This window comes from Amycolatopsis sp. NPDC058986 (genome assembly GCF_042741125.1).
Classification (GTDB): domain Bacteria; phylum Actinomycetota; class Actinomycetes; order Mycobacteriales; family Pseudonocardiaceae; genus Amycolatopsis.
In genome coordinates, this window is sequence record NZ_JBHYJW010000007.1 from 178797 (window position 1) to 195953 (window position 17157).

At 69.6% G+C, this 17157-nt stretch carries 16 protein-coding genes and 1 tRNA gene; 7 read left to right on the forward strand and 10 right to left on the reverse strand.

Features of this window, described 5'->3' with window-relative positions; all coding sequences use genetic code 11:
- The first annotated feature begins 25 nt into the window (after positions 1–25).
- On the forward strand, positions 26–1711 hold the full coding sequence (locus ACFW0G_RS09470) for a fatty acyl-AMP ligase (RefSeq protein ID WP_378324441.1): 1686 nt from the start codon (positions 26–28) through the stop codon (positions 1709–1711).
- Between the two features lie 37 nt (positions 1712–1748).
- Here ACFW0G_RS09470 and ACFW0G_RS09475 read toward each other — a convergent pair whose 3' ends face one another.
- The 5 genes from ACFW0G_RS09475 to ACFW0G_RS09495 all read right to left on the reverse strand — a co-directional run bounded on the left by ACFW0G_RS09475 (position 1749) and on the right by ACFW0G_RS09495 (position 4152).
- Positions 1749–2075: a DivIVA domain-containing protein gene (locus tag ACFW0G_RS09475; protein WP_378324442.1), complete on the reverse strand. Its 327-nt coding sequence runs from the start codon at positions 2073–2075 to the stop codon at positions 1749–1751.
- Positions 2075–2440 carry a DivIVA domain-containing protein gene (locus ACFW0G_RS09480; RefSeq protein WP_378324443.1) on the reverse strand — a complete coding sequence of 122 codons (366 nt, stop codon included), beginning with the start codon at positions 2438–2440 and terminating at the stop codon, positions 2075–2077. Before ACFW0G_RS09480 ends, ACFW0G_RS09475 begins: the two co-directional genes overlap by 1 nt.
- A gap of 204 nt (positions 2441–2644) precedes the next feature.
- Positions 2645–2917 (reverse strand): DivIVA domain-containing protein, encoded by a 273-nt coding sequence (locus tag ACFW0G_RS09485; protein WP_378324444.1) that lies wholly within the window; start codon positions 2915–2917, stop codon positions 2645–2647.
- A 21-nt stretch (positions 2918–2938) separates the two neighbouring features.
- Positions 2939–3532, reverse strand: coding sequence for an aminoacyl-tRNA hydrolase (gene pth / locus ACFW0G_RS09490; protein ID WP_378324517.1), 594 nt, complete (start codon positions 3530–3532; stop codon positions 2939–2941).
- 20 nt (positions 3533–3552) lie between these two features.
- Positions 3553–4152, reverse strand: coding sequence for a 50S ribosomal protein L25/general stress protein Ctc (locus tag ACFW0G_RS09495; RefSeq protein ID WP_378324445.1), 600 nt, complete (start codon positions 4150–4152; stop codon positions 3553–3555).
- Positions 4153–4476: 324 nt separating this feature from the next.
- On the opposite strand from ACFW0G_RS09495, the gene ACFW0G_RS09500 reads away from it, so the two are divergent.
- Together ACFW0G_RS09500 and ACFW0G_RS09505 are read left to right on the forward strand one after the other, a co-directional pair.
- Positions 4477–5577, forward strand: coding sequence for a hypothetical protein (locus ACFW0G_RS09500; RefSeq protein ID WP_378324446.1), 1101 nt, complete (start codon positions 4477–4479; stop codon positions 5575–5577).
- Positions 5578–5725: 148 nt separating this feature from the next.
- Entirely contained in the window at positions 5726–6370 is a 645-nt protein-coding gene (locus ACFW0G_RS09505) for an NAD(P)-dependent oxidoreductase (RefSeq protein ID WP_378324448.1), read from the forward strand.
- Here ACFW0G_RS09505 and ACFW0G_RS09510 read toward each other — a convergent pair whose 3' ends face one another.
- The 5 genes from ACFW0G_RS09510 to ACFW0G_RS09530 form a co-directional block, all read right to left on the reverse strand.
- The gene (locus tag ACFW0G_RS09510; RefSeq protein WP_378324449.1) at positions 6371–7243 is read right to left on the reverse strand and encodes a TIGR03621 family F420-dependent LLM class oxidoreductase; all 873 of its coding nucleotides are present in this window, start codon (positions 7241–7243) and stop codon (positions 6371–6373) included. It abuts the gene before it with no gap.
- Between the two features lie 145 nt (positions 7244–7388).
- On the reverse strand, positions 7389–8369 hold the full coding sequence (locus ACFW0G_RS09515; protein ID WP_378324450.1) for a ribose-phosphate diphosphokinase: 981 nt from the start codon (positions 8367–8369) through the stop codon (positions 7389–7391).
- On the reverse strand, positions 8366–9862 hold the full coding sequence (glmU, locus tag ACFW0G_RS09520) for a bifunctional UDP-N-acetylglucosamine diphosphorylase/glucosamine-1-phosphate N-acetyltransferase GlmU (RefSeq protein ID WP_378324451.1): 1497 nt from the start codon (positions 9860–9862) through the stop codon (positions 8366–8368). The genes ACFW0G_RS09515 and glmU overlap by 4 nt, the downstream gene beginning before the upstream one ends.
- A 46-nt stretch (positions 9863–9908) precedes the next feature.
- Positions 9909–11603, reverse strand: a complete 1695-nt coding sequence (locus ACFW0G_RS09525; protein WP_378324452.1) for a diguanylate cyclase domain-containing protein — start codon at positions 11601–11603, stop codon at positions 9909–9911.
- A gap of 102 nt (positions 11604–11705) precedes the next feature.
- A tRNA-Gln gene (locus tag ACFW0G_RS09530) sits at positions 11706–11777 on the reverse strand.
- 206 nt (positions 11778–11983) lie between these two features.
- On the opposite strand from ACFW0G_RS09530, the gene ACFW0G_RS09535 reads away from it, so the two are divergent.
- The 4 genes from ACFW0G_RS09535 (at position 11984) to ACFW0G_RS09550 (ending at position 17148) form a co-directional block, all read left to right on the forward strand.
- A complete protein-coding gene (locus tag ACFW0G_RS09535) occupies positions 11984–12949 on the forward strand; it encodes an acyl-CoA desaturase (RefSeq protein WP_378324453.1) in 966 nt (321 codons plus the stop codon).
- A 102-nt stretch (positions 12950–13051) separates the two neighbouring features.
- Positions 13052–13645, forward strand: a complete 594-nt coding sequence (locus tag ACFW0G_RS09540; protein ID WP_378324454.1) for a TetR family transcriptional regulator — start codon at positions 13052–13054, stop codon at positions 13643–13645.
- Positions 13646–13771: 126 nt separating this feature from the next.
- Entirely contained in the window at positions 13772–16093 is a 2322-nt protein-coding gene (locus tag ACFW0G_RS09545; RefSeq protein ID WP_378324455.1) for an FG-GAP repeat domain-containing protein, read from the forward strand.
- Between the two features lie 131 nt (positions 16094–16224).
- Positions 16225–17148, forward strand: a complete 924-nt coding sequence (locus ACFW0G_RS09550; RefSeq protein WP_378324456.1) for a hypothetical protein — start codon at positions 16225–16227, stop codon at positions 17146–17148.
- The last annotated feature ends 9 nt before the right edge of the window (positions 17149–17157 follow it).

Here is a 17157-nt window from a genome sequence, read left to right on the forward strand (position 1 = left end):
ACGGGCAGACAGTAATCTGCTCGGCATGAGTCGGTTCGTGGACACGCTTGTCGCCACCGCGGCGGGGCGCGGTCAGCAGCGCGGGATGGTCACCGGGGAGCCCAAGGAGCCCGTCCGGCGGACCTGGGCGGACATCCACCGGCAGGCGCTGAAGGTCGCCGGTGGGCTGGTCGAAGGCGGGATGAAGCCGGGCAGCGCGGTCGCCGTGCTCGCCGCCGCCCCCGCGCTGATCGCGCCGACCGTGCAGGCGGTGTGGCTGGCGGGTGGCAGCGTCACCATGCTGCACCAGCCGACGCCGAGGACCGACCTCGCCGAATGGGCCGCCGACACCGTCCGCGTGCTGCGCATGATCGGCTCCGACCTGGTGCTGCTTGGCGAACCGTTCGACCAGCTGGCGCCGGTGCTCACCGAGCACGGTATCGGGTTCCGGCTGATCACCGACCTCGCGGACGCGCGGCCGCTCGACGCGGTGGTGCCGACGCAGGAGTCCGACACGGCGCTGCTGCAGCTGACCAGCGGCTCGACCGCCGAGCCCAAGGCCGTCCGCATCACCTACGGCAACCTGTACTCGAACGTGAAGGCCATGGTCGACCGCGCGGAGTTCGACTTCGACGTCGACGTGATGGTCTCGTGGCTGCCGACCTTCCACGACATGGGCATGGTCGGGTTCCTGACCGTGCCGATGACCTTCGGCGTCGAGCTGGTCAAGATCACCCCGGTCGAGTTCCTCGCCGGGCCGCTGATCTGGCCCGAACTGATCAGCAAGTACAACGGGACCACGACCGCGGCGCCGAACTTCGCCTACGCCATCGTCGGGCGGCGGATGGCGCGCGTGGACGACGACAACGCCTACGACCTGTCGAAGCTGCGGATCGCGCTCAACGGCGCCGAACCCATCGACGAGACCGCCGTGCAGACCTTTGTGGACGCCGGGGCGCGCTTCAAGATGCCCGCGGAATGCGTTTTCCCGGCCTACGGCATGGCCGAGGCGACGCTGGCGGTGTCCTTCGCGCCGCTGTTCACCGGTTTGACGCTCGACGTCGTCGAGGCCGACGCGCTGGAGGCGGACAACCGCGCCGTGCCGGTGCCCGAGGGCGACCCGCGACGCGGCACCGACGACGTGCGTTCGTTCGCGGTGCTCGGCCGCCCGCTCGACGGGCTCGAAGCGGAAATCGTGGACGACAAGGGAAACCGGCTCGGGGAACGGGAAGTCGGGGAAATCCGGCTGCGCGGCGAGGCCGTGACGCCGGGCTACCTGACCATGGACGGTCCACTCGCGACACAGGACGCCGAAGGCTGGCTCGACACCGGCGATCTCGGATACCTGGTCGACGGGCAGATCGTGATCTGCGGACGCCGCAAGGACGTCATCATCATGGGCGGCCGGAACCTGTACCCGACCGACATCGAGCGGGCGGCGACCTCGGTCGAGGGCGTGCGCGCCGGGAACGCGGTCGCGGTGCGGCTCGACGCGGGCAGCAGGCGCGAGCGGTTCGCGGTCGTCGTCGAATCGAAGCTCGCCGGGGATCCCGAAGCCGAGAAGGCACTGTCCAAAGAGGTCGCGGCCCGTGTGCGCGACGCCGTCGACATGCGCCCGTTCGCCGTGGTGGTGCTGCCCGCCGGGAGCCTGCCGAAGACGCCGTCGGGCAAGGTCAAGCGCGCCGCCACCGCTGTCCAGTACGCCGACCGCATCGCCAAGAACGCCGAGTAGTACCGGCTCGCTCCCGGGGTGGCTCGTCGGCCCCAGATCAGCGGCGCCAGAAGCTCCGGCGGCTGTGGGTGTGCTCCAGCGGCGGGGCGATGTGGAAGGTGCCGCTGCCGCTGTTGTCGGCGAGGGTGGTTTCGCAGAGCCGCAGGAAGGCGTCGACGGCGGCGTGGTCGTAGCCGCGTTTCGACAGTGGCGCCTTGCTGAACGCGACGTCGTGGACGTCGTCGGCGGTGAGGTCGTCGTCGCCGTCCAGCGTCGCGGCGACCCGCTCCAGGAAGGCGTCGACCTGGGGTTCGTAGTAGCCGCGGGTGCCGATCGGGGCGCGGTCGAACTGGATGGTCCGCGCCTCGATCGCCGTCACCGCCATTACCGCTCCTTGATGCGCTCGGAAGGCTCTTCGAGGGCTTCGGGTGTGGCTCGCTCGTCGGTCGCCTCGTCCTGGACACGGGCGAGCGGCACACCGGGGACGTGCCGCCCGGTTTCGGTGACCAGCTGCTGTTCGACCTCGTCGAGGAATTCGTCGACCTCGCGCTCGTCGTAGCCGCGCTTGCCGATCAGGGGCCGCGAGAACATCACGTGGTGGACCTCGGCCGCGGTCAGGTCGTCCTCCTCGGCGAATGTCTTCGCGATACGCCGGATGAACGCGTCGACCTCGTGCTTGGCGTAGCCGCGGCGGCCGATCGGGGCGTTACCGAAGGTGACCTCGGCGAGGTCTTCGGCGGTGAACGACATGGGACTCTCTCTCCGATTGAGGGGTGGGTTACGGATTCCCGTAGTCCGTCCTAAACCCTTGAAGAGTTCCCCGAAAGGCCTCGCCCGACTCCTCACCCCGATCAGGCGGCCAACAATCGCCCATCGAGTGAGCCGGGACTACCGAACGCGCTGTGTCGCACATCACAGAATGATTACGTGAGCCGCTACCAGCGACGACGTGGTTCAGCCGCTGGGCGGGGGCGCGTCCCGGAGGCGCCAGAGCTCTTCCTCGACGTCGTCGAGGAACGCGTCGACCTGGCGCATGTGATAGGCGCGCATACCCAGCGGGGGCTTGCTGAACTCGACGTTGTGCACGTCCCACGGGGTCAGCGTGTTCCGGCCCGCCAGCGCCTGCGCTACGAGGTCGAGGAACGCGTCGACCTCGTCCTCGTTGTAGCCCCTCCTGCCGAAGGGCGGCTTGCCGAAGCTGACCCCCCGGACTTCATCGGGGGTCATGACTCCAGGTTGCCAGCTTCCTTAGCCCGCGTGGAAGGCATTCTGCGCGGCGGCCAGCCCGGTCGAGACGAGCGCCTCCACCGCGTCGGCGCAGCGGTCGACCTCGAACGGGAGCTCCTTGCGCTCGACCGTCGAGAAGTCCTTGAGCACGAAATCGGCCGGATCCTGGCGGCCGGGCGGGCGGCCGATGCCGAAGCGGACCCGGTAGTAGTCACGGGTGCCCAGCGATTTCGTGATGGACCGCAGGCCGTTGTGGCCGTTGTCCCCGCCGCCCAGCTTCAGCTTCAGCGCGCCGAAGTCGACGTCCAGCTCGTCGTGCACGACGACGACCCCGGAGGCCGGGACCTTGTAGAACCGGGCGGCGCCGACGACAGGACCACCGGAGAGGTTCATGTACGAACGCGGTTTGACCAGCACCACCCGGGAGCCGGCCAGCCTGCCTTCGACCACCTCGGCGCCGCTCTTGTGGGCCTTGAACCTGCCGCCGATCCGCGAGGCCAGCTCGTCGAGCACCATGAACCCGACGTTGTGCCGGTTGCCGGCGTACTGCGGCCCGGGATTGCCGAGGCCGGCGAGCAGTACCAGCTCGCCGGCCCCCGGCACGTCTTCAGACACAGTCACTCACAGAGTAGGGATTACTCGGCGGCTTCTTCGGTGGCGGCCTCTTCGCCACCCTCGTCCTCGGACTCGGTGGCGCGGGCCTCGTTCACCGCGACGACGAGCGCCTCGGCGTCGGTGACCAGCGTCGCGCCCGCGGGCAGGGTGACCTGCGAGGCGAGGATCTGGGAGCCGGCCTCGACGCCCTCGACCGAGACCTCGACCTGCTCGGGGATGTGCAGGGCCTCGACCTCGACCTGCAGGGTGTCGAGGTCCTGGGTGACCAGGGTGCCCGGGCCGGGCGTGCCGGTGACGACGACCGGGACGTCGACGGTGATCTTCTCACCGCGCTTGACGACCAGCAGGTCGACGTGCTCGATGTAGTTCTTCAGCGGGTGGACCACGATGGTCTTGGTCAGCGCGAGCTCGACGGAGCCCTCCAGGTCCAGCGTGATGACGGCGTTGCTGCCGTTCTCGCGGACGACACGGGCGAACTCGATCGCCGGCAGCGCGAAGTGCCGCGGGTCCGAGCCGTGGCCGTAGAGGACCGCGGGGATCTTGCCGGCGCGACGCGTGCGACGCGCGGCGCCCTTGCCGAACTCGGTGCGCGGCTCGACGGAAAGACGTACCTCGGACACGGTTGAGCACTCCTTCTTTCACCAACATGTTCGGTGGAAACATGCTGCGCGGGGATGGGCTGTACGGGGCGGCTGCGTTCGGCGGCGAGTCCAGGCGTGCACAAACACGGGGGCCTCAAAGCCGCCGCGTCGATCACGCCGGGCACCAGGGCAGGAACCCGCCTCGCCGAGACAACCTGGAAAGTGTAAACCAGGCGGGAACCGGTAGGTTGCGGTGGGTGCCACGGGCAGGCCTCACGCCCGGGGGATCCGGTGCGTGACGGACAGATCCGCATGCGTGGCGCGCGCCGCCGCGATGGGATTTCGGTGCGGCGGAGGAACGGTATGCGAGCTGGATGGGGCACCGCGGTGGTGGCGCTGGCGCTGCTGCTCAGCGGCTGTCAGGCGGCCGTGCAGGGCAGTGCCGGGCTCTCGGCGGGCGATCGGCAGCTGGCCGGCAAACGCGCTCAGCAGCGCGCGGCCGTCGACACCGCGCTCACCGCGCTCGAACAGGCGCCCGCGCTGGCCTACGGCAGCACCTTGCCAGGGGGCGATCAGCAGTGGCGCGTCACCCGGGGCGGCAGCGCGGTGGGCGTGCTGCCCATCGAAGGCCAGCCGGTGCAGGTCGCGATCGCGGCCGGGCAGCTCTACCTGGCCGCCAACCCCGACTACTGGAAGGCACACGGACCCGACGACGGCGCGCAGTTCGGCACGAGCTGGGTGCGCTCGGCGCCGTCGGAGCTGCCGCTCGACCCCGCGGCGCGGCTCGCGCCCGCGAAGGTCGCCGCCGGGCTGCGTACCGCACTGTCCTCAATGGACCAGGTGCGGGAACCGGTGCGGGCCAAGCTGCCCGACGGCACCGAGGTGTACGAAGTGGGCAGTGGGCTCGGCAAACTCCGTGTCACCACGGCACAGCCGAACCGCGTGGTCAGCTTCGCCCCGGCGCTGCTCGACCAGCAGGCGGGCGCGAAACTCGGCACGGACCTGCGGGTCGAGCCGATCACCGGTGACGCGCTGAAGAAGTTCCACAGCGACCTCGACGCCGCGGTCGGCGCCATCGGCCAGCCGCTCGACGCGCTCGCGCGGGCCAGCGTCACGGTGCTGGGCGACAAGCTCGACTGCAAGGACTACGACGGCACCTGCAAGACCACGGTCGACCTGACCAGTTCGGTCGTCGGCGGCGGCCAGGGGACCTCGGTGCACGTCACCCTCACCGTCGAGGTCAGCGCCGATTCGCTCGGCGCGCAGACCTGCAAGGCCGACGGGAACACGGCGCCGGAGGCCACGCTCACGCTGGCCTGCGACGTCCGTTTCCAGCTGCCCAACAAGACCGCGAGCTATCGGGTACTGGCGAAGCCGACGGCGGTCGGCGAGGTGCGGGCGCCGGTCGACGTCGAGAAGACCAAGCAGGCCGTGCAGTCGGATTTCGCCACGATCGGCGGCTGAGTTCCCACGGGTGTTCCCGGCATGTGGACGGCGCCGGCGCGCTGAGCTGTACGCCTACCCCGGGGTGCGTTGCTTTCGTTGAAGTAGCCGAATCCGCGTTCCTACCATCGGCGTCATCGCTGGATCGAACAAGATTGAGGAGTACGCGATGGCCAAGCTGGTGATTTTCGGCGCGACCGGATACGCCGGGGGCAGGATCGGCGCCGAGGCGCGGCGGCGTGGGCACGACGTGGTCGGCGTCGCGCGCAACGTCGACGGGATTTCCGGTGACTTCACCGCGCGGGCCGGCTCGCTGCACGACGCGCCGTTCGTCGCCGAGGTCGCGAAGGGCGCGGACGTGCTGGTCGTCGCCACCCCGGCGCGCGAGGACGCCGACGGCCGGAAGCTGCTGGACGCCGTCCCGTCGCTGGCGAAGGCCGCTGTCGCCGAGGGCGCGCGGCTCGCGTTCGTCGGCGGTGCGGGCAGCCTGCACGTGGTCGAGGGCGGGCCGCGGCTGATCGACACCCCGGAGTTCCCCGACGAGTACAAGCCCGAGGCGGGCAACCACGCCGACGTGCTTGCCGCGGTGCGGGAGCTGCCGTCCGATGTGGACTGGTTCTACGTCAGCCCCGCCGCCGAGTTCGGTGCCTGGGCCGCGGGCGAGCGGACCGGGAAGTTCCGGCTCGGCGGCGACGTCCTGCTGGCCGACGAGAACGGCGCGTCGAAGATCGGCGGCGACGACTACGCGATCGCGTTCGTGGACGAGATCGAGCAGCCGAAGCACTCGCGGCGGCGCTTCACTGTCGCGTACTGATCATTTGCCGGACAGCTCGGTGACGACCGGCGCGAAGTCTTCCATCGCCGGTTCGAACACCGTGATGTAGGAGAAGCCGTAGCGCTCGCGCCGGGCGACGAGCTGCTCGATGATCTCGTCGATCGTGCCGAGCAGCAGTTGCGGCGCTTCCAGCAACGCGTCGACGTCGAGGTTCAGCCACGGGATGTCGGCCGCCCATTCCGCGGCGGCCGCACGCCGGTCGGCGGTCACGGTCACCTTCTGGACGAGCATGTTGGCCTCGGTCTCGCGGCCAGCGGCCTTGGCGCGGAAGTGGCCGACGCGTTCGTCCACCGTGGCGGCGTCGTCGAGGATGAACGTGCCCGGTGGCTTGCCCGGTGCCTGACGCAGTCCCGCGAACCCGACGATGTCGGCGTGGGCCGCGGCGAGATCGAGGACGCCGTCGCTGTTGCCCGCGATGAGCAGCGGCGGCGCTTCCACGCCTTCGTCCTCGAAGTGTTTCTCCAGCTCACCGAGGCTCTTGCCGAGGAAGGCGATGCGTTCGCGGGCAGGGCTCCACGGCAGCCCGGCGTCGTCGAACTCGTGCTTCATGTGCCCGGCGCCGAGCCCGAGGTCGAGCCTGCCGCCGGTGAGCTTGACCGTCGTCGAGACCTCACGGGCGAAGAGGCCGAGGTTGTAGAACGGCACGTTGGACACCAACGGCCCCAGACGAGGCCGCTCGGTGACCGCCGCCGCGACCGCGAGCGCCGGGAACGGCGCCATCCTGCCCTTGCCGAGATGATCGGGGACGGTGATGGCGTCGTACCCGAGCTCCTCGGCCCGGCGGCACTTCGCGATCCACTCGTCCTGGTTTTCCAGGGCCCGCAGCCCGATCCCGAACCTGAATTTCCCCATGCCGCAGACGTTAGCGGCCCGCGTCCCCTCGGCGGCCCGATTTCGCGCCCAGCGGACGTGTCCACAGTGGACGGAAATGCCGTTAAGGCCACCTTACGGGCGTCTGATGCCCGTAAGGTGGCCTTAACGGCATGTGCGGTGAGACTTACGCGGCGCCGTCGAACAGCGACGTCACCGAGCCGTCCTCGAAGACCTGCTGGATAGCCTCGGCCAGCATCGGCGCGATGGAGAGCACCGTCAGGCCCGGGAAGTGCTTCTCCGGCGGGATCGGCAGCGAGTTCGTGACGATGACCTCGCGGGCCTTGCAGTTCGAGAGCCGCTCGGTCGCCGGGTCGGACAGGATGCCGTGCGTGGTCGCGATGACCACGTCGGCGGCGCCCTCGTCGAGCAGCGCGTCGGTGGCCTTGACGATCGTGCCGCCGGTGTCGATCATGTCGTCGACCAGCACGCACAGCTTGCCCTCGACGTGCCCGACGACGCGGTTGGCGACGGCCTGGTTCGGCTTGTCGGGGTCGCGGGTCTTGTGGATGAACGCGATCGGCCGGTCACCCAGCTGCTGCGCCCACTTCTCGGCCAGCCGCACACGGCCCGAGTCCGGCGAAACGACCGCGATGTCGGAGCCGCCGTAGGTCTTCTTGATGTGCTCGGCCAGCACGCTCTGCGCCATCAGGTGGTCGACGGGGCCGTCGAAGAAGCCCTGGATCTGCGCGGTGTGCAGGTCGACGGTCATGATCCGGTCGGCGCCCGCGGTCTTGAACATGTCCGCGATGAGCCGCGCCGAGATCGGCTCGCGGCCCTTGTGCTTCTTGTCCTGCCGCGCGTACGGGTAGAACGGCATGACCACGGTGATCCGCTTCGCGCTCGCCCGCTTGAGCGCGTCCACCATGATCAGCTGCTCCATCACGAACTCGTTGATGGGCGTCGTGTGGCTCTGGATGACGAACGCGTCGCAGCCGCGCACCGACTCCTCGAACCGCACGAACAGCTCGCCGTTGGCGAAGGTGTGCGCGGTCTGCGGCGTGATGGTCACGTCGAGGTATTTGGCGACCTCGTCCGCGAGTTCCTTGTGCGCGCGGCCGGAGAAGAGCATCAGGTTCTTCTTCGGCGTGCCGGACTTCTGACTCATGCTGGCGACTCCCCGTCGTTTCCTACTACCGGTTCGGACACAACGGTGGTGTCCTGCTGTGCGGCGAGCGCGGCTTCCGCCGCCTCCGCCGCGGGCGTGCCCGGCCTGCGCCGGATCGCCCAGCCTTCGATGTTGCGCTGCGGTCCCGCGGACACCGCGAGCGTGCCCGGTGGCACGTCCTCGCGGATCACCGCCCCCGCCCCGCTGTAGGCGCCGTCACCCACCTTCACCGGCGCGACGAACGTGTTGTCCGCGCCCAGCCGCACGTACGACCCGATTTCGGTCTTGTGCTTGTTGACGCCGTCGTAGTTGACGAACACGCTCGAGCAGCCGATGTTGCTGTGCTCGCCGATGACCGCGTCGCCGACGTAGGTCAGGTGCGGCACCTTCGTCCCGGTACCGATGTCGGCGTTCTTGGTCTCGACGAACGCGCCGAGCTTCCCCTTCGCCCCCAGCTTCGTGCCCGGCCGCAGGTAGGTGAACGGCCCGACCTTGACGCCGTCGCCCAGCTCGGAGTCCGAACCGTGCGTCCGCACCACCGACGCCCCCGCGCCGACGCGGACGTTCTCCAGCGTGCTGTCCGGGCCGACCGTGGCACCCTCGCCGACCGCCGTCGTCCCCTTGAGCTGCACTCCCGGCTCGAGGACGACGTCCCGTTCGAGCGTGACGCCCGCGTCGATCCAGGTGCTGCCCGGGTCCACGATCGTGACGCCGGAGCGCTGCCAGCCGCGGATGATCCGGCGGTTCAGCTCGGCGCCCAGCGTCGCCAGCTGGACCCGGTCGTTGATCCCCTCGGTCACCCACGGGTCGTCGACCACCAGGGCCCCGACGCCCTTGCCGTCGCCACGCGCGATGGCCAGCACGTCGGTCAGGTACAGCTCGCCCTGGGCGTTGTCGGTGGAGAGCCGGGAGAGCCCGTCGGCCAGCACAGCCGCGTCGAAGGCGTACACCCCGGAGTTGATCTCGGTGATCTCGTGCTGCTCGGGCGTCGCGTCCTTCTGTTCGACGATCGCCGCCACCGCGCCCGCCTCGTCCCGCAGGATGCGGCCGTAGCCGGTCGGGTCGGCGACGACCGCGGTCAACACGGTCACCGAATTGCCCGTCCCGGTGTGCTCGGCCAGCAGCGCGGACAGCGTCGCGGTGTCCAGCAGCGGCACGTCGCCGTAGCTGACGATCACCGTGCCGGTCAGGCCGTCGGGCAGCGCGGCCAGCGCGCACGACACCGCGTGCCCGGTGCCCTTCTGCTCGGTCTGGACGGCGGTGGTCACCCCGCGCCCGAGCGTGTCGCCGATGCGGCCCAGCTCCGCGCCGACCGCCTCGCGGCCGTGTCCGATCACCACCACCAGATGCTCCGGTTCGAGCCCCGCCGCCGCCCGCACGGCGTGCTCGACCAGCGGTCTCCCGGCGATCGGGTGCAGCACCTTCGGGGTGGCGGATCGCATGCGGGTGCCCTCACCCGCGGCGAGGATCAACGTGCTCAGCGGGCCGGTCACGACACTCCCAACAGTTCACCAACTCATGCTCTGTCGGGGTTCGATCCTACGTGGGCTCCTCGGCGCCCCACGCGGGGTCGGTCGGAGCATCCTCACCAGGCCAAACGTTCGCCGGTTCGGCCGTCATCGAATTCGCCGAGGCGACCTGGTTGCCGCCGCCGCGCTTCGCCTCGTACATCGCCGCGTCCGCCCGCGCGAGCACCTGTTCGGCACGCTCCTGCGGGCGCAGCGAGACGAGCCCGATCGACAGCGTCACGCCGTGCGAAAGGTGGTGCGGGAGCTGCGCGACGGACTTCACCGCGCGGCCGAGCGCCATCTTCGCCGCCGACGCCGGCGCACCGGGCAGCAGCACGATGAACTCGTCACCGCCGTAGCGCGCGACGACGTCGTCGCCGCGCAACGCGTCGCGCAGAGTGCTGGCGACGACCCGCAGCACGTTGTCGCCCTCGGCGTGCGACTGCTGATCGTTGACGCCCTTGAAGCCGTCGAGGTCGACGAGCGCGACCGCCAGCGGCTGCGCGTCGGCCGACGAGGACAGCATGCGCAGCTTCTCGTCGAGCGCGCGGCGGTTGGGCAGCCCGGTGAGCGGATCCTGCAGCGCCTGCTGGGTGATCGCGCCGTGCTCGGCCGACAGCCGCTCGTGCTCGCGGCGCGCGTTGAGCGTGGCGATCTGCGATTCGCGCAGCGTCCACATCTCGGCCTCCAGCGTCGTCGCGTAGTCGATCAGCGACTGGCTGGCACCGGACGCGTAGTCCGGGGTGGTGTCGAGGCGGGCCAGTTCGCGCGAGACGTTGAGCCGCATGGTCGGCTGCGAGATGTCCGCGGCCATGGCCTTCTTCGTCGTGCGCAGGACGTCGAGCGCCTCTTCGCGGCGCCCGGCCTTGTCCAGGCAGCGGGCCAGCGCGATGGCCACGACTTCCTTCTCGTACGGGAACCCGAGGCCGGAGTACAGGTGCTCGAGCCGTTCGATGTGCTCTTCGCCGGGGTTGTTCAGCGCGAGCGCGGCGGCGAGCGCGCCGACCTGGTCGACCGCGGCCACCCCGGCCTTGCGAGGGAACAGCGATTCGGCGAACGGGCCCTCCGCGGCCTCGGCCATCGACGCGGCGACGCGGAACTTCTCCGCGCTCGCCTCGTACTGCTCGACGCGTTCGAGCCGCAGACCCCAGCCGAGCAGCATCTTGACGCGGTTGAACAGCTGCAGGGTGATCTCGTGCGGGCTGGCGCTCTCGCGGATGGCCTGGTGGGCGCGGCCGATGACCTCCTCGGCCGCCTCGTACACGCCGAGCTGGTTGAGCACGATCCAGCAGTCGATCAGCGCGGTGGACTGCATCCGGTTCCAGTTGCGGACGCCGACGCCGCGGTCCGGGATCGTCGAATCGTCGAGGATGGCCAGCGCCCGCGCGATCTCGGTGAGCGCGGCGTCCTCCTGCTCGGCCAGCACGAGCCGGCGCCCGCGCAGCGCGTGCGCGTCGGCGCGCAGCAGCGCGAGGCCGTGGCGGCGGGTGTGCGCGAGCATCTCGTCGAGCCGGGGCTCCGCCTCCGCGGCGAGTCCGCGGGTGAGCAGCCTGGCCAGTGCGGACGCGCGCAGCAGCTGCGCGACCAGCAGCGGTTCACCGCGGCGCTGTGTCTCGTCGAGGAGCTCGTCCATCGTGGCGACGATTTCGAGCTGCTGGGCGTGTTCCAGACGCTGCACCGCGGCCGTCAGCTCGCGGGCGCGGCCGACCAGCCAGGCGTCGGACATTTCGACCAAGGTCGGCCGCCTGGCCGTTCCCGCGAAGCCGTCGATCGTCGTCTCGTCGCTCAGCCGCGCTCACCCCCGCTGCTCGCTGTCCGTCTCGCGCTGCTCCGCCGCCAGGATTCGAACCTGAACTGTCAGAACCAAAATCTGAAGTGCTGCCGATTACACTACGGCGGATCGTTCCTGGTCAGAATAGCGACGATCGGCGCGGCCCCGTGCGGGAGGGGTTATCTCCCGCCGTGGCGGGTATCCGCGGACATGGTTGTCGTCCCCCGCGCGGCCGTTCGCCCCTCCCCAGCCGCCAAAACCTCCTGTACCGTAACTTACGGCATCGTAGGTTAGGTAACCCTTCGCAGGGATGCACGTAGGAAGAAGTGAACTGCATGACGGCCACGCTCGACCGTTCTCAGCCCACCGGGGAGCCATCGGCCCCGAAGGGCCCCAAGCCCCTCTACGGCGGAACACGCTCCGTCGGCGTCCAGGTTTCGGTCTACTTCGGTGTGATCGCACCGCTCGCCGCTCTGCTCGTCGCCGTCCCCTTCGCCTGGGGCTGGGGACTGAACTGGGTCGACGTCGCGCTCTTCGTCGTCTTCTACGGAATCAGCGGGCTCGGGGTCACCGTCGCCTACCACCGCTACTTCACGCACGGTTCGTTCAAGGCCAAGCCATGGCTGCGCGTCGTGATGGCCGTCGCGGGCAGCGTCGCGCTGCAGGGTCCGGTGATCACCTGGGTCGCCGACCACCGCCGGCACCACGCCTTCTCCGACCGTGACGGCGATCCGCACTCGCCGTGGGCGTTCGGCACCTCGCCGGTGGCCATCGCCAAGGGTTTCTGGCACGCGCACATGGGCTGGCTGTTCGAGCGCGACACCACCAACCAGGAGCGGTTCGCCCCGGACCTGGTCAAGGACCCGGCCATCAAGAAGGTGGACAGCCTGTTCTGGCTGTGGGCGCTGGTGAGCCTGTTCGGGCCCGCGCTGATCGGCGGACTGGTCACCTGGTCGCTGTGGGGCGCGGTGACCGCGTTCTTCTGGGCCGGGCTGGTCCGGGTCTGCGTGCTGCACCACGTGACCTGGTCGGTGAACTCGATCTGCCACATGATCGGCGAGCGCCCGTTCGCCGCGCGGGACCGGTCGGCGAACTTCTGGCCGCTGGCGATCTTCTCCTTCGGCGAGTCGTGGCACAACCTGCACCACGCCGACCCGACGTCCGCGCGGCACGGCGTCAAGCGCGGCCAGCTCGACATGTCGGCCCGGCTCATCTGGATCTTCGAAAAGTTCGGCTGGGTGCACGACGTGCGCTGGCCGACCCCGCAGCGTCTGGCGCGGATCGCTACCGAAAGTAAATAAATCGCATAGCTCGGCTACAGTGCCGTAGTGGCGGCACGAAGGCGGGGAAAGCGTGAAACGGTCACCGGGGCTCGTCCGGCGGCCCCGGTGACCCGGGTGCGGATGACCGGAAGCGAACGCAGGCAACAACTCCTGAACGTGGCGCGCGCCCTGTTCGCGGAAAAGGGCTTCGACGGGACGTCGATCGAGGAGATCGCGCACCGGGCGAACGTGTCCAAACCGGTCGTGTACGAGCATTTCGGCGGGAAAGAGGGGATCTACGCGGTCGTCGTCGACCGCGAGACCCAGCTCCTGCTCGACCGGATGGTGTCCACTCTGCACGGTGGGCACCCGAGGGTGATGCTGGAACAGGCGGCGATCGCGCTGCTCAGCTACGTCGAGCACTCGCACGACGGATTCCGCATCCTCGTCAGGGATTCGCCGGTGGCGAGTTCGACCGGGACGTTCTCCACGGTCCTGAACGACATCGCCAGCCAGGTCGAACACATTCTCGCGCAGCAGTTCGCGGCACGGGGCTACGACGAGAAACTGGCCGCGCTCTACGCGCAGGCGCTCGTCGGCATGGTCGCGTTGACCGGGCAGTGGTGGCTCGACGCGCGCAAGCCCAAACGCGAGGAGGTCGCCGCGCATCTGGTGAACCTGGCGTGGAACGGACTGTCCCATTTGGAGCACAAGCCGAAGCTGCGGCTCGGCTGAGGTTGCTGATTTTCCCACCGTGAGCCGTTTGGGCGATTCGGGTGATACTCGGACGACGCGGGCAACTTCGCGCCGGAAGCGCGCGTACGTGGTGTGACAGCCAGAACGGCTCATGGGGAGGCCGCGTTGTTGTACACGACTCACGACGACAAGCCGGGAAAAAGACCGAGAACAGGCGCCGCCGCGCGAGTAGCCGCCGTCACGATGCTGATGGCGGGGCTGCTCGTCGCGCTCGCCGGGCAGAACGTCGCGGGAGCCGTCGGCCATGCGGCGCCGATGTCCCGCTGGACGCAGGTGAACAAGCACGAGCCCGACCGCTCGTACTGGGAAACCGCGCGTGACGCCGCACGGGTCGGCCGGTCGGCCGATCCGAAGGGCGTGTTCCGCTCATTCTTCCGGATCGACACGTCGAAGACGAACGGATCGCGGATCCACAAGGCCGAATTCGACGTCTCGGTCGACACCTCGAAGCCGTGTTCGCCGACGACGCTGGAACTCTGGGCGGTCCGGCCCATCGATCCCGCGCAGCCGCTGACCTGGAACAACTCGCGCGACGCCTGGCTCGGCGACGCACCGCTGGCCACCAGTTCCGGCGACGCCTGCGGCGGTGGCCTCCTGCGACTGGAATTCGCGAGTGACGCATTGAAAGCGCTTGCGCAAAGGGCCGCGGACGAACGCAGCGGCTTCGTCACGCTGGGCGTGAAACTGCGGAACGAGCATCTGCCCAAGGGAATGGCGCTCAAGCCCGAAAGCGCCTTCCTTACCGTGGAATACAACAATCCGCCGACCGTGACCCGGGTTTCCACGTCCTATCCGTCTCGTTGCGGTACCGCTGAAGCGCCAACGCCCCTCAATGACGGACGGGTCCGTCAGTTCTCCGGGGCGAGCAGTGATCCCGAATCCTCGGACGGCATCACGACCAGGCTGGAGATCCTCCGCGCGGACGGCTCGCTCGCCTACGCCACCGAGGTCGGGCCGATCGGCAGTGGCGCCTTCTCGTGGTCGGAACTTCCCGAAGGCGTGCTCGTGGACGGCCAGACCTACCACTACCACGCGCAGGCAAGGGATGCCCTCGACGTCGGTCCGTCCACACCGGACTGTTATTTCACGGTCGACGCGGTGCGTCCTGGCGTGCCACGGATCTCCTCGGCCGACTTCCCGGACGGGGAGCCGGTGATTCCGGCGCGCACTACCGGAACGGTGACCTTGCGCGCCGCCGCGGGCGACACCGACGTCGCGGAGTTCATGTACGGCTTCAAGGCCGAAAGGGTCACGCACCGGATCAAGGCGGCGCCGGACGGCAGCGCGGTGCTCCCGGTCACCGTCTTCGAGGACCCGATCACCCATGTCGCCTCGGCGCGTCTCTACGTCCGCGCCGTCGACCGGGCGGGCAACGTCAGCGACCTCACCCCGTCCTGGGGTCTGTCCGCTTTGGACAATCCGGCGCCGCGGGCCCATGTGCCCGAGGACATGAACGGCGACGGCCGGTCCGACGTCACCCTGTTCATGGACCACGACTTCGGCGGCAGGAGAATCTGGAACGTCACCGCCCGCGACGGCGGCTTCTACCAGGGCACCGTGGTGATGGACGCCGGTATCTCCTCGGGCGGCCTCGCGCCGCTGCGCTACGTCCGCGGCGACTTCGACGGCGACGGCCGCACGGACGTCGCGACGTTCACCCAGGCACCCGGTGACCGGGCGCAGCTGTCGGTGTATCCCTCGGACGGCCACGGATACGCGGGCCGCAACACCTGGGACAGCGGCTCCGCGGCGTGGCCGCTGAGCACCCTGCGCATGTTCTCCGGCGATTTCACCGGTGACGGCAAGGCGGACGTCGCGGTGCAGCGGCCCGCCGACGGCGGCGGCTGGCAGGTGACGGTGTTCCCCGGCGGCGCGCTGAACGCCCCGGTCGTCTGGTACACCTCGCCCGGTGACCCGGCCAAGGCGAACCTGGTCGCCGGCGACTTCGACGGCGACGGCCGTACCGACCTGGCCGAACTCCGCGACGAGGGCGACTGCCACGCGAACCTGACCGTGCACCGCTCGACCGGCTCCGCCTTCGATGCCGGTGCGTCCACATGGGACGGTCCATTCTGTACCGGACGGAGCACTCCGGTGGCCGCGGACGTCGACGGGGACGGCAAGGCCGACGTCGTCGCGATGTACGACCACGGTGGTGGCGACACGGCTATGGTCGTCTTCGGTTCCACGACCGGCTTCGCCCCGCATGACTGGTGGCGGCGCACGGGCGAGTTCGACCCGGCGAAATCCGTGCTCACCACCGGGGACTTCGACAAGGACGGGAAGGCCGACGTCGCGGTGGTCACCGCGAACGCGCCCGGCGAGAGTCAACTGTGGACACTGCGCTCCACCGGGACCGCGTTCGGTGCCCGGGTCCTCGGCTGGCAGGAGGTGACCGGCGGCGTCCCGACGCGCCCCAACGGCTGACTCCGGCCCGCGTGTGTGGGGCCGGTTACATTTCGTCCGGAATGGCCGGTCGTGCGTAACGTTCCGCGGGCAGGCGACGGATGACATCACACACCCGCGACGCGCGGTGTCATTCGTCGAGGGGGAACGTCATGGACAAGCTGCCGTCGGACCCGGCCGAGTTCGGCAGAGGGTTGTCGGAACTGCCGAAGGCACCGCCGATCCTGCCGGTCAAGCAGCGCGGCCGGGGGCTGAAGATCGCGCTGTTCACCGGGATCCCTGTCCTCGCGGCGTTCGTCATCGGGCTCGTGGTCGTGGTGGCGCCGAAGCTCGGGTCCGGAATGGACGTCGGTTCGTGCGTTCAGGGACAGGTCGACGACGCCGACAGCATTCATACCGTGACGTGCGGGCCGGATGCCAAGTACAAGGTCGTCGGCAAGGTCGCCGACCAGTCGCAGATCGCGCTCCGGATCTCCACGTCGGTGTGTGAGCCGTTCCCGACCGCGGACGCGATCTTCTGGCAGGGCGCGCGATCGGGCACCGGCACGGCGTTCTGCCTCGAGGACCTCAAGACACCGGGTGAGCGGATGCCGCTCGTCGGCGACTGTCTCAAGGGCGACGCCATCGAATCGCAGAAGACCGAGAAGGTTCCCTGCAGGGAGGCCGGGTACAAGGTCGTCGCCGTCGAAGCGGGGTCGGCGTTCGGCTTCGGCGGCGACTCCTGCGTCCAGGCACCGACCGCGGGCGCCGCGGTCCGGTGGAAGCGGACCGGGACGGCGGCGCTGCCCCAGGAGAAGGTGCTCTGCCTGGAGGATCTCAAGAACCCCGGCCACCGCAGGCCGGTGGTGGGTAGCTGCCTGAACGTGCAGGACAAGAGCCTGACCGTGCTCGACTGCGGCGCGGGCGCGCGGTTCAAGGTCGTCGGCAAGGTCGACGGCGTCACGCAGATCGACGGGCTCACCGATCCGATCGCGAAGAACTGCCCGTCGATGCCCACCGCGACGGACGCCGTCTGGTACGGCATGGGCAGCGTGCTCAGCGGCACCCGCTACTGCCTCGAACCGGTCAGGAAATAGGGGTCGAAA

Bases quoted from the DNA above. Each gene is read 5' to 3' on its own strand.
- ACFW0G_RS09470 (WP_378324441.1), top strand. From the start codon at position 26: ATGAGTCGGTTCGTGGACACGCTTGTCGCCACCGCGGCGGGGCGCGGT.
- ACFW0G_RS09475 (WP_378324442.1), bottom strand. From the start codon at position 2,075: ATGGCGGTGACGGCGATCGAGGCGCGGACCATCCAGTTCGACCGCGCC.
- ACFW0G_RS09480 (WP_378324443.1), bottom strand. From the start codon at position 2,440: ATGTCGTTCACCGCCGAAGACCTCGCCGAGGTCACCTTCGGTAACGCC.
- ACFW0G_RS09485 (WP_378324444.1), bottom strand. From the start codon at position 2,917: ATGACCCCCGATGAAGTCCGGGGGGTCAGCTTCGGCAAGCCGCCCTTC.
- ACFW0G_RS09500 (WP_378324446.1), top strand. From the start codon at position 4,477: ATGCGAGCTGGATGGGGCACCGCGGTGGTGGCGCTGGCGCTGCTGCTC.
- ACFW0G_RS09505 (WP_378324448.1), top strand. From the start codon at position 5,726: ATGGCCAAGCTGGTGATTTTCGGCGCGACCGGATACGCCGGGGGCAGG.
- ACFW0G_RS09510 (WP_378324449.1), bottom strand. From the start codon at position 7,243: ATGGGGAAATTCAGGTTCGGGATCGGGCTGCGGGCCCTGGAAAACCAG.
- ACFW0G_RS09515 (WP_378324450.1), bottom strand. From the start codon at position 8,369: ATGAGTCAGAAGTCCGGCACGCCGAAGAAGAACCTGATGCTCTTCTCC.
- ACFW0G_RS09525 (WP_378324452.1), bottom strand. From the start codon at position 11,603: ATGTCCGACGCCTGGCTGGTCGGCCGCGCCCGCGAGCTGACGGCCGCG.
- ACFW0G_RS09535 (WP_378324453.1), top strand. From the start codon at position 11,984: ATGACGGCCACGCTCGACCGTTCTCAGCCCACCGGGGAGCCATCGGCC.
- ACFW0G_RS09540 (WP_378324454.1), top strand. From the start codon at position 13,052: ATGACCGGAAGCGAACGCAGGCAACAACTCCTGAACGTGGCGCGCGCC.
- ACFW0G_RS09550 (WP_378324456.1), top strand. From the start codon at position 16,225: ATGGACAAGCTGCCGTCGGACCCGGCCGAGTTCGGCAGAGGGTTGTCG.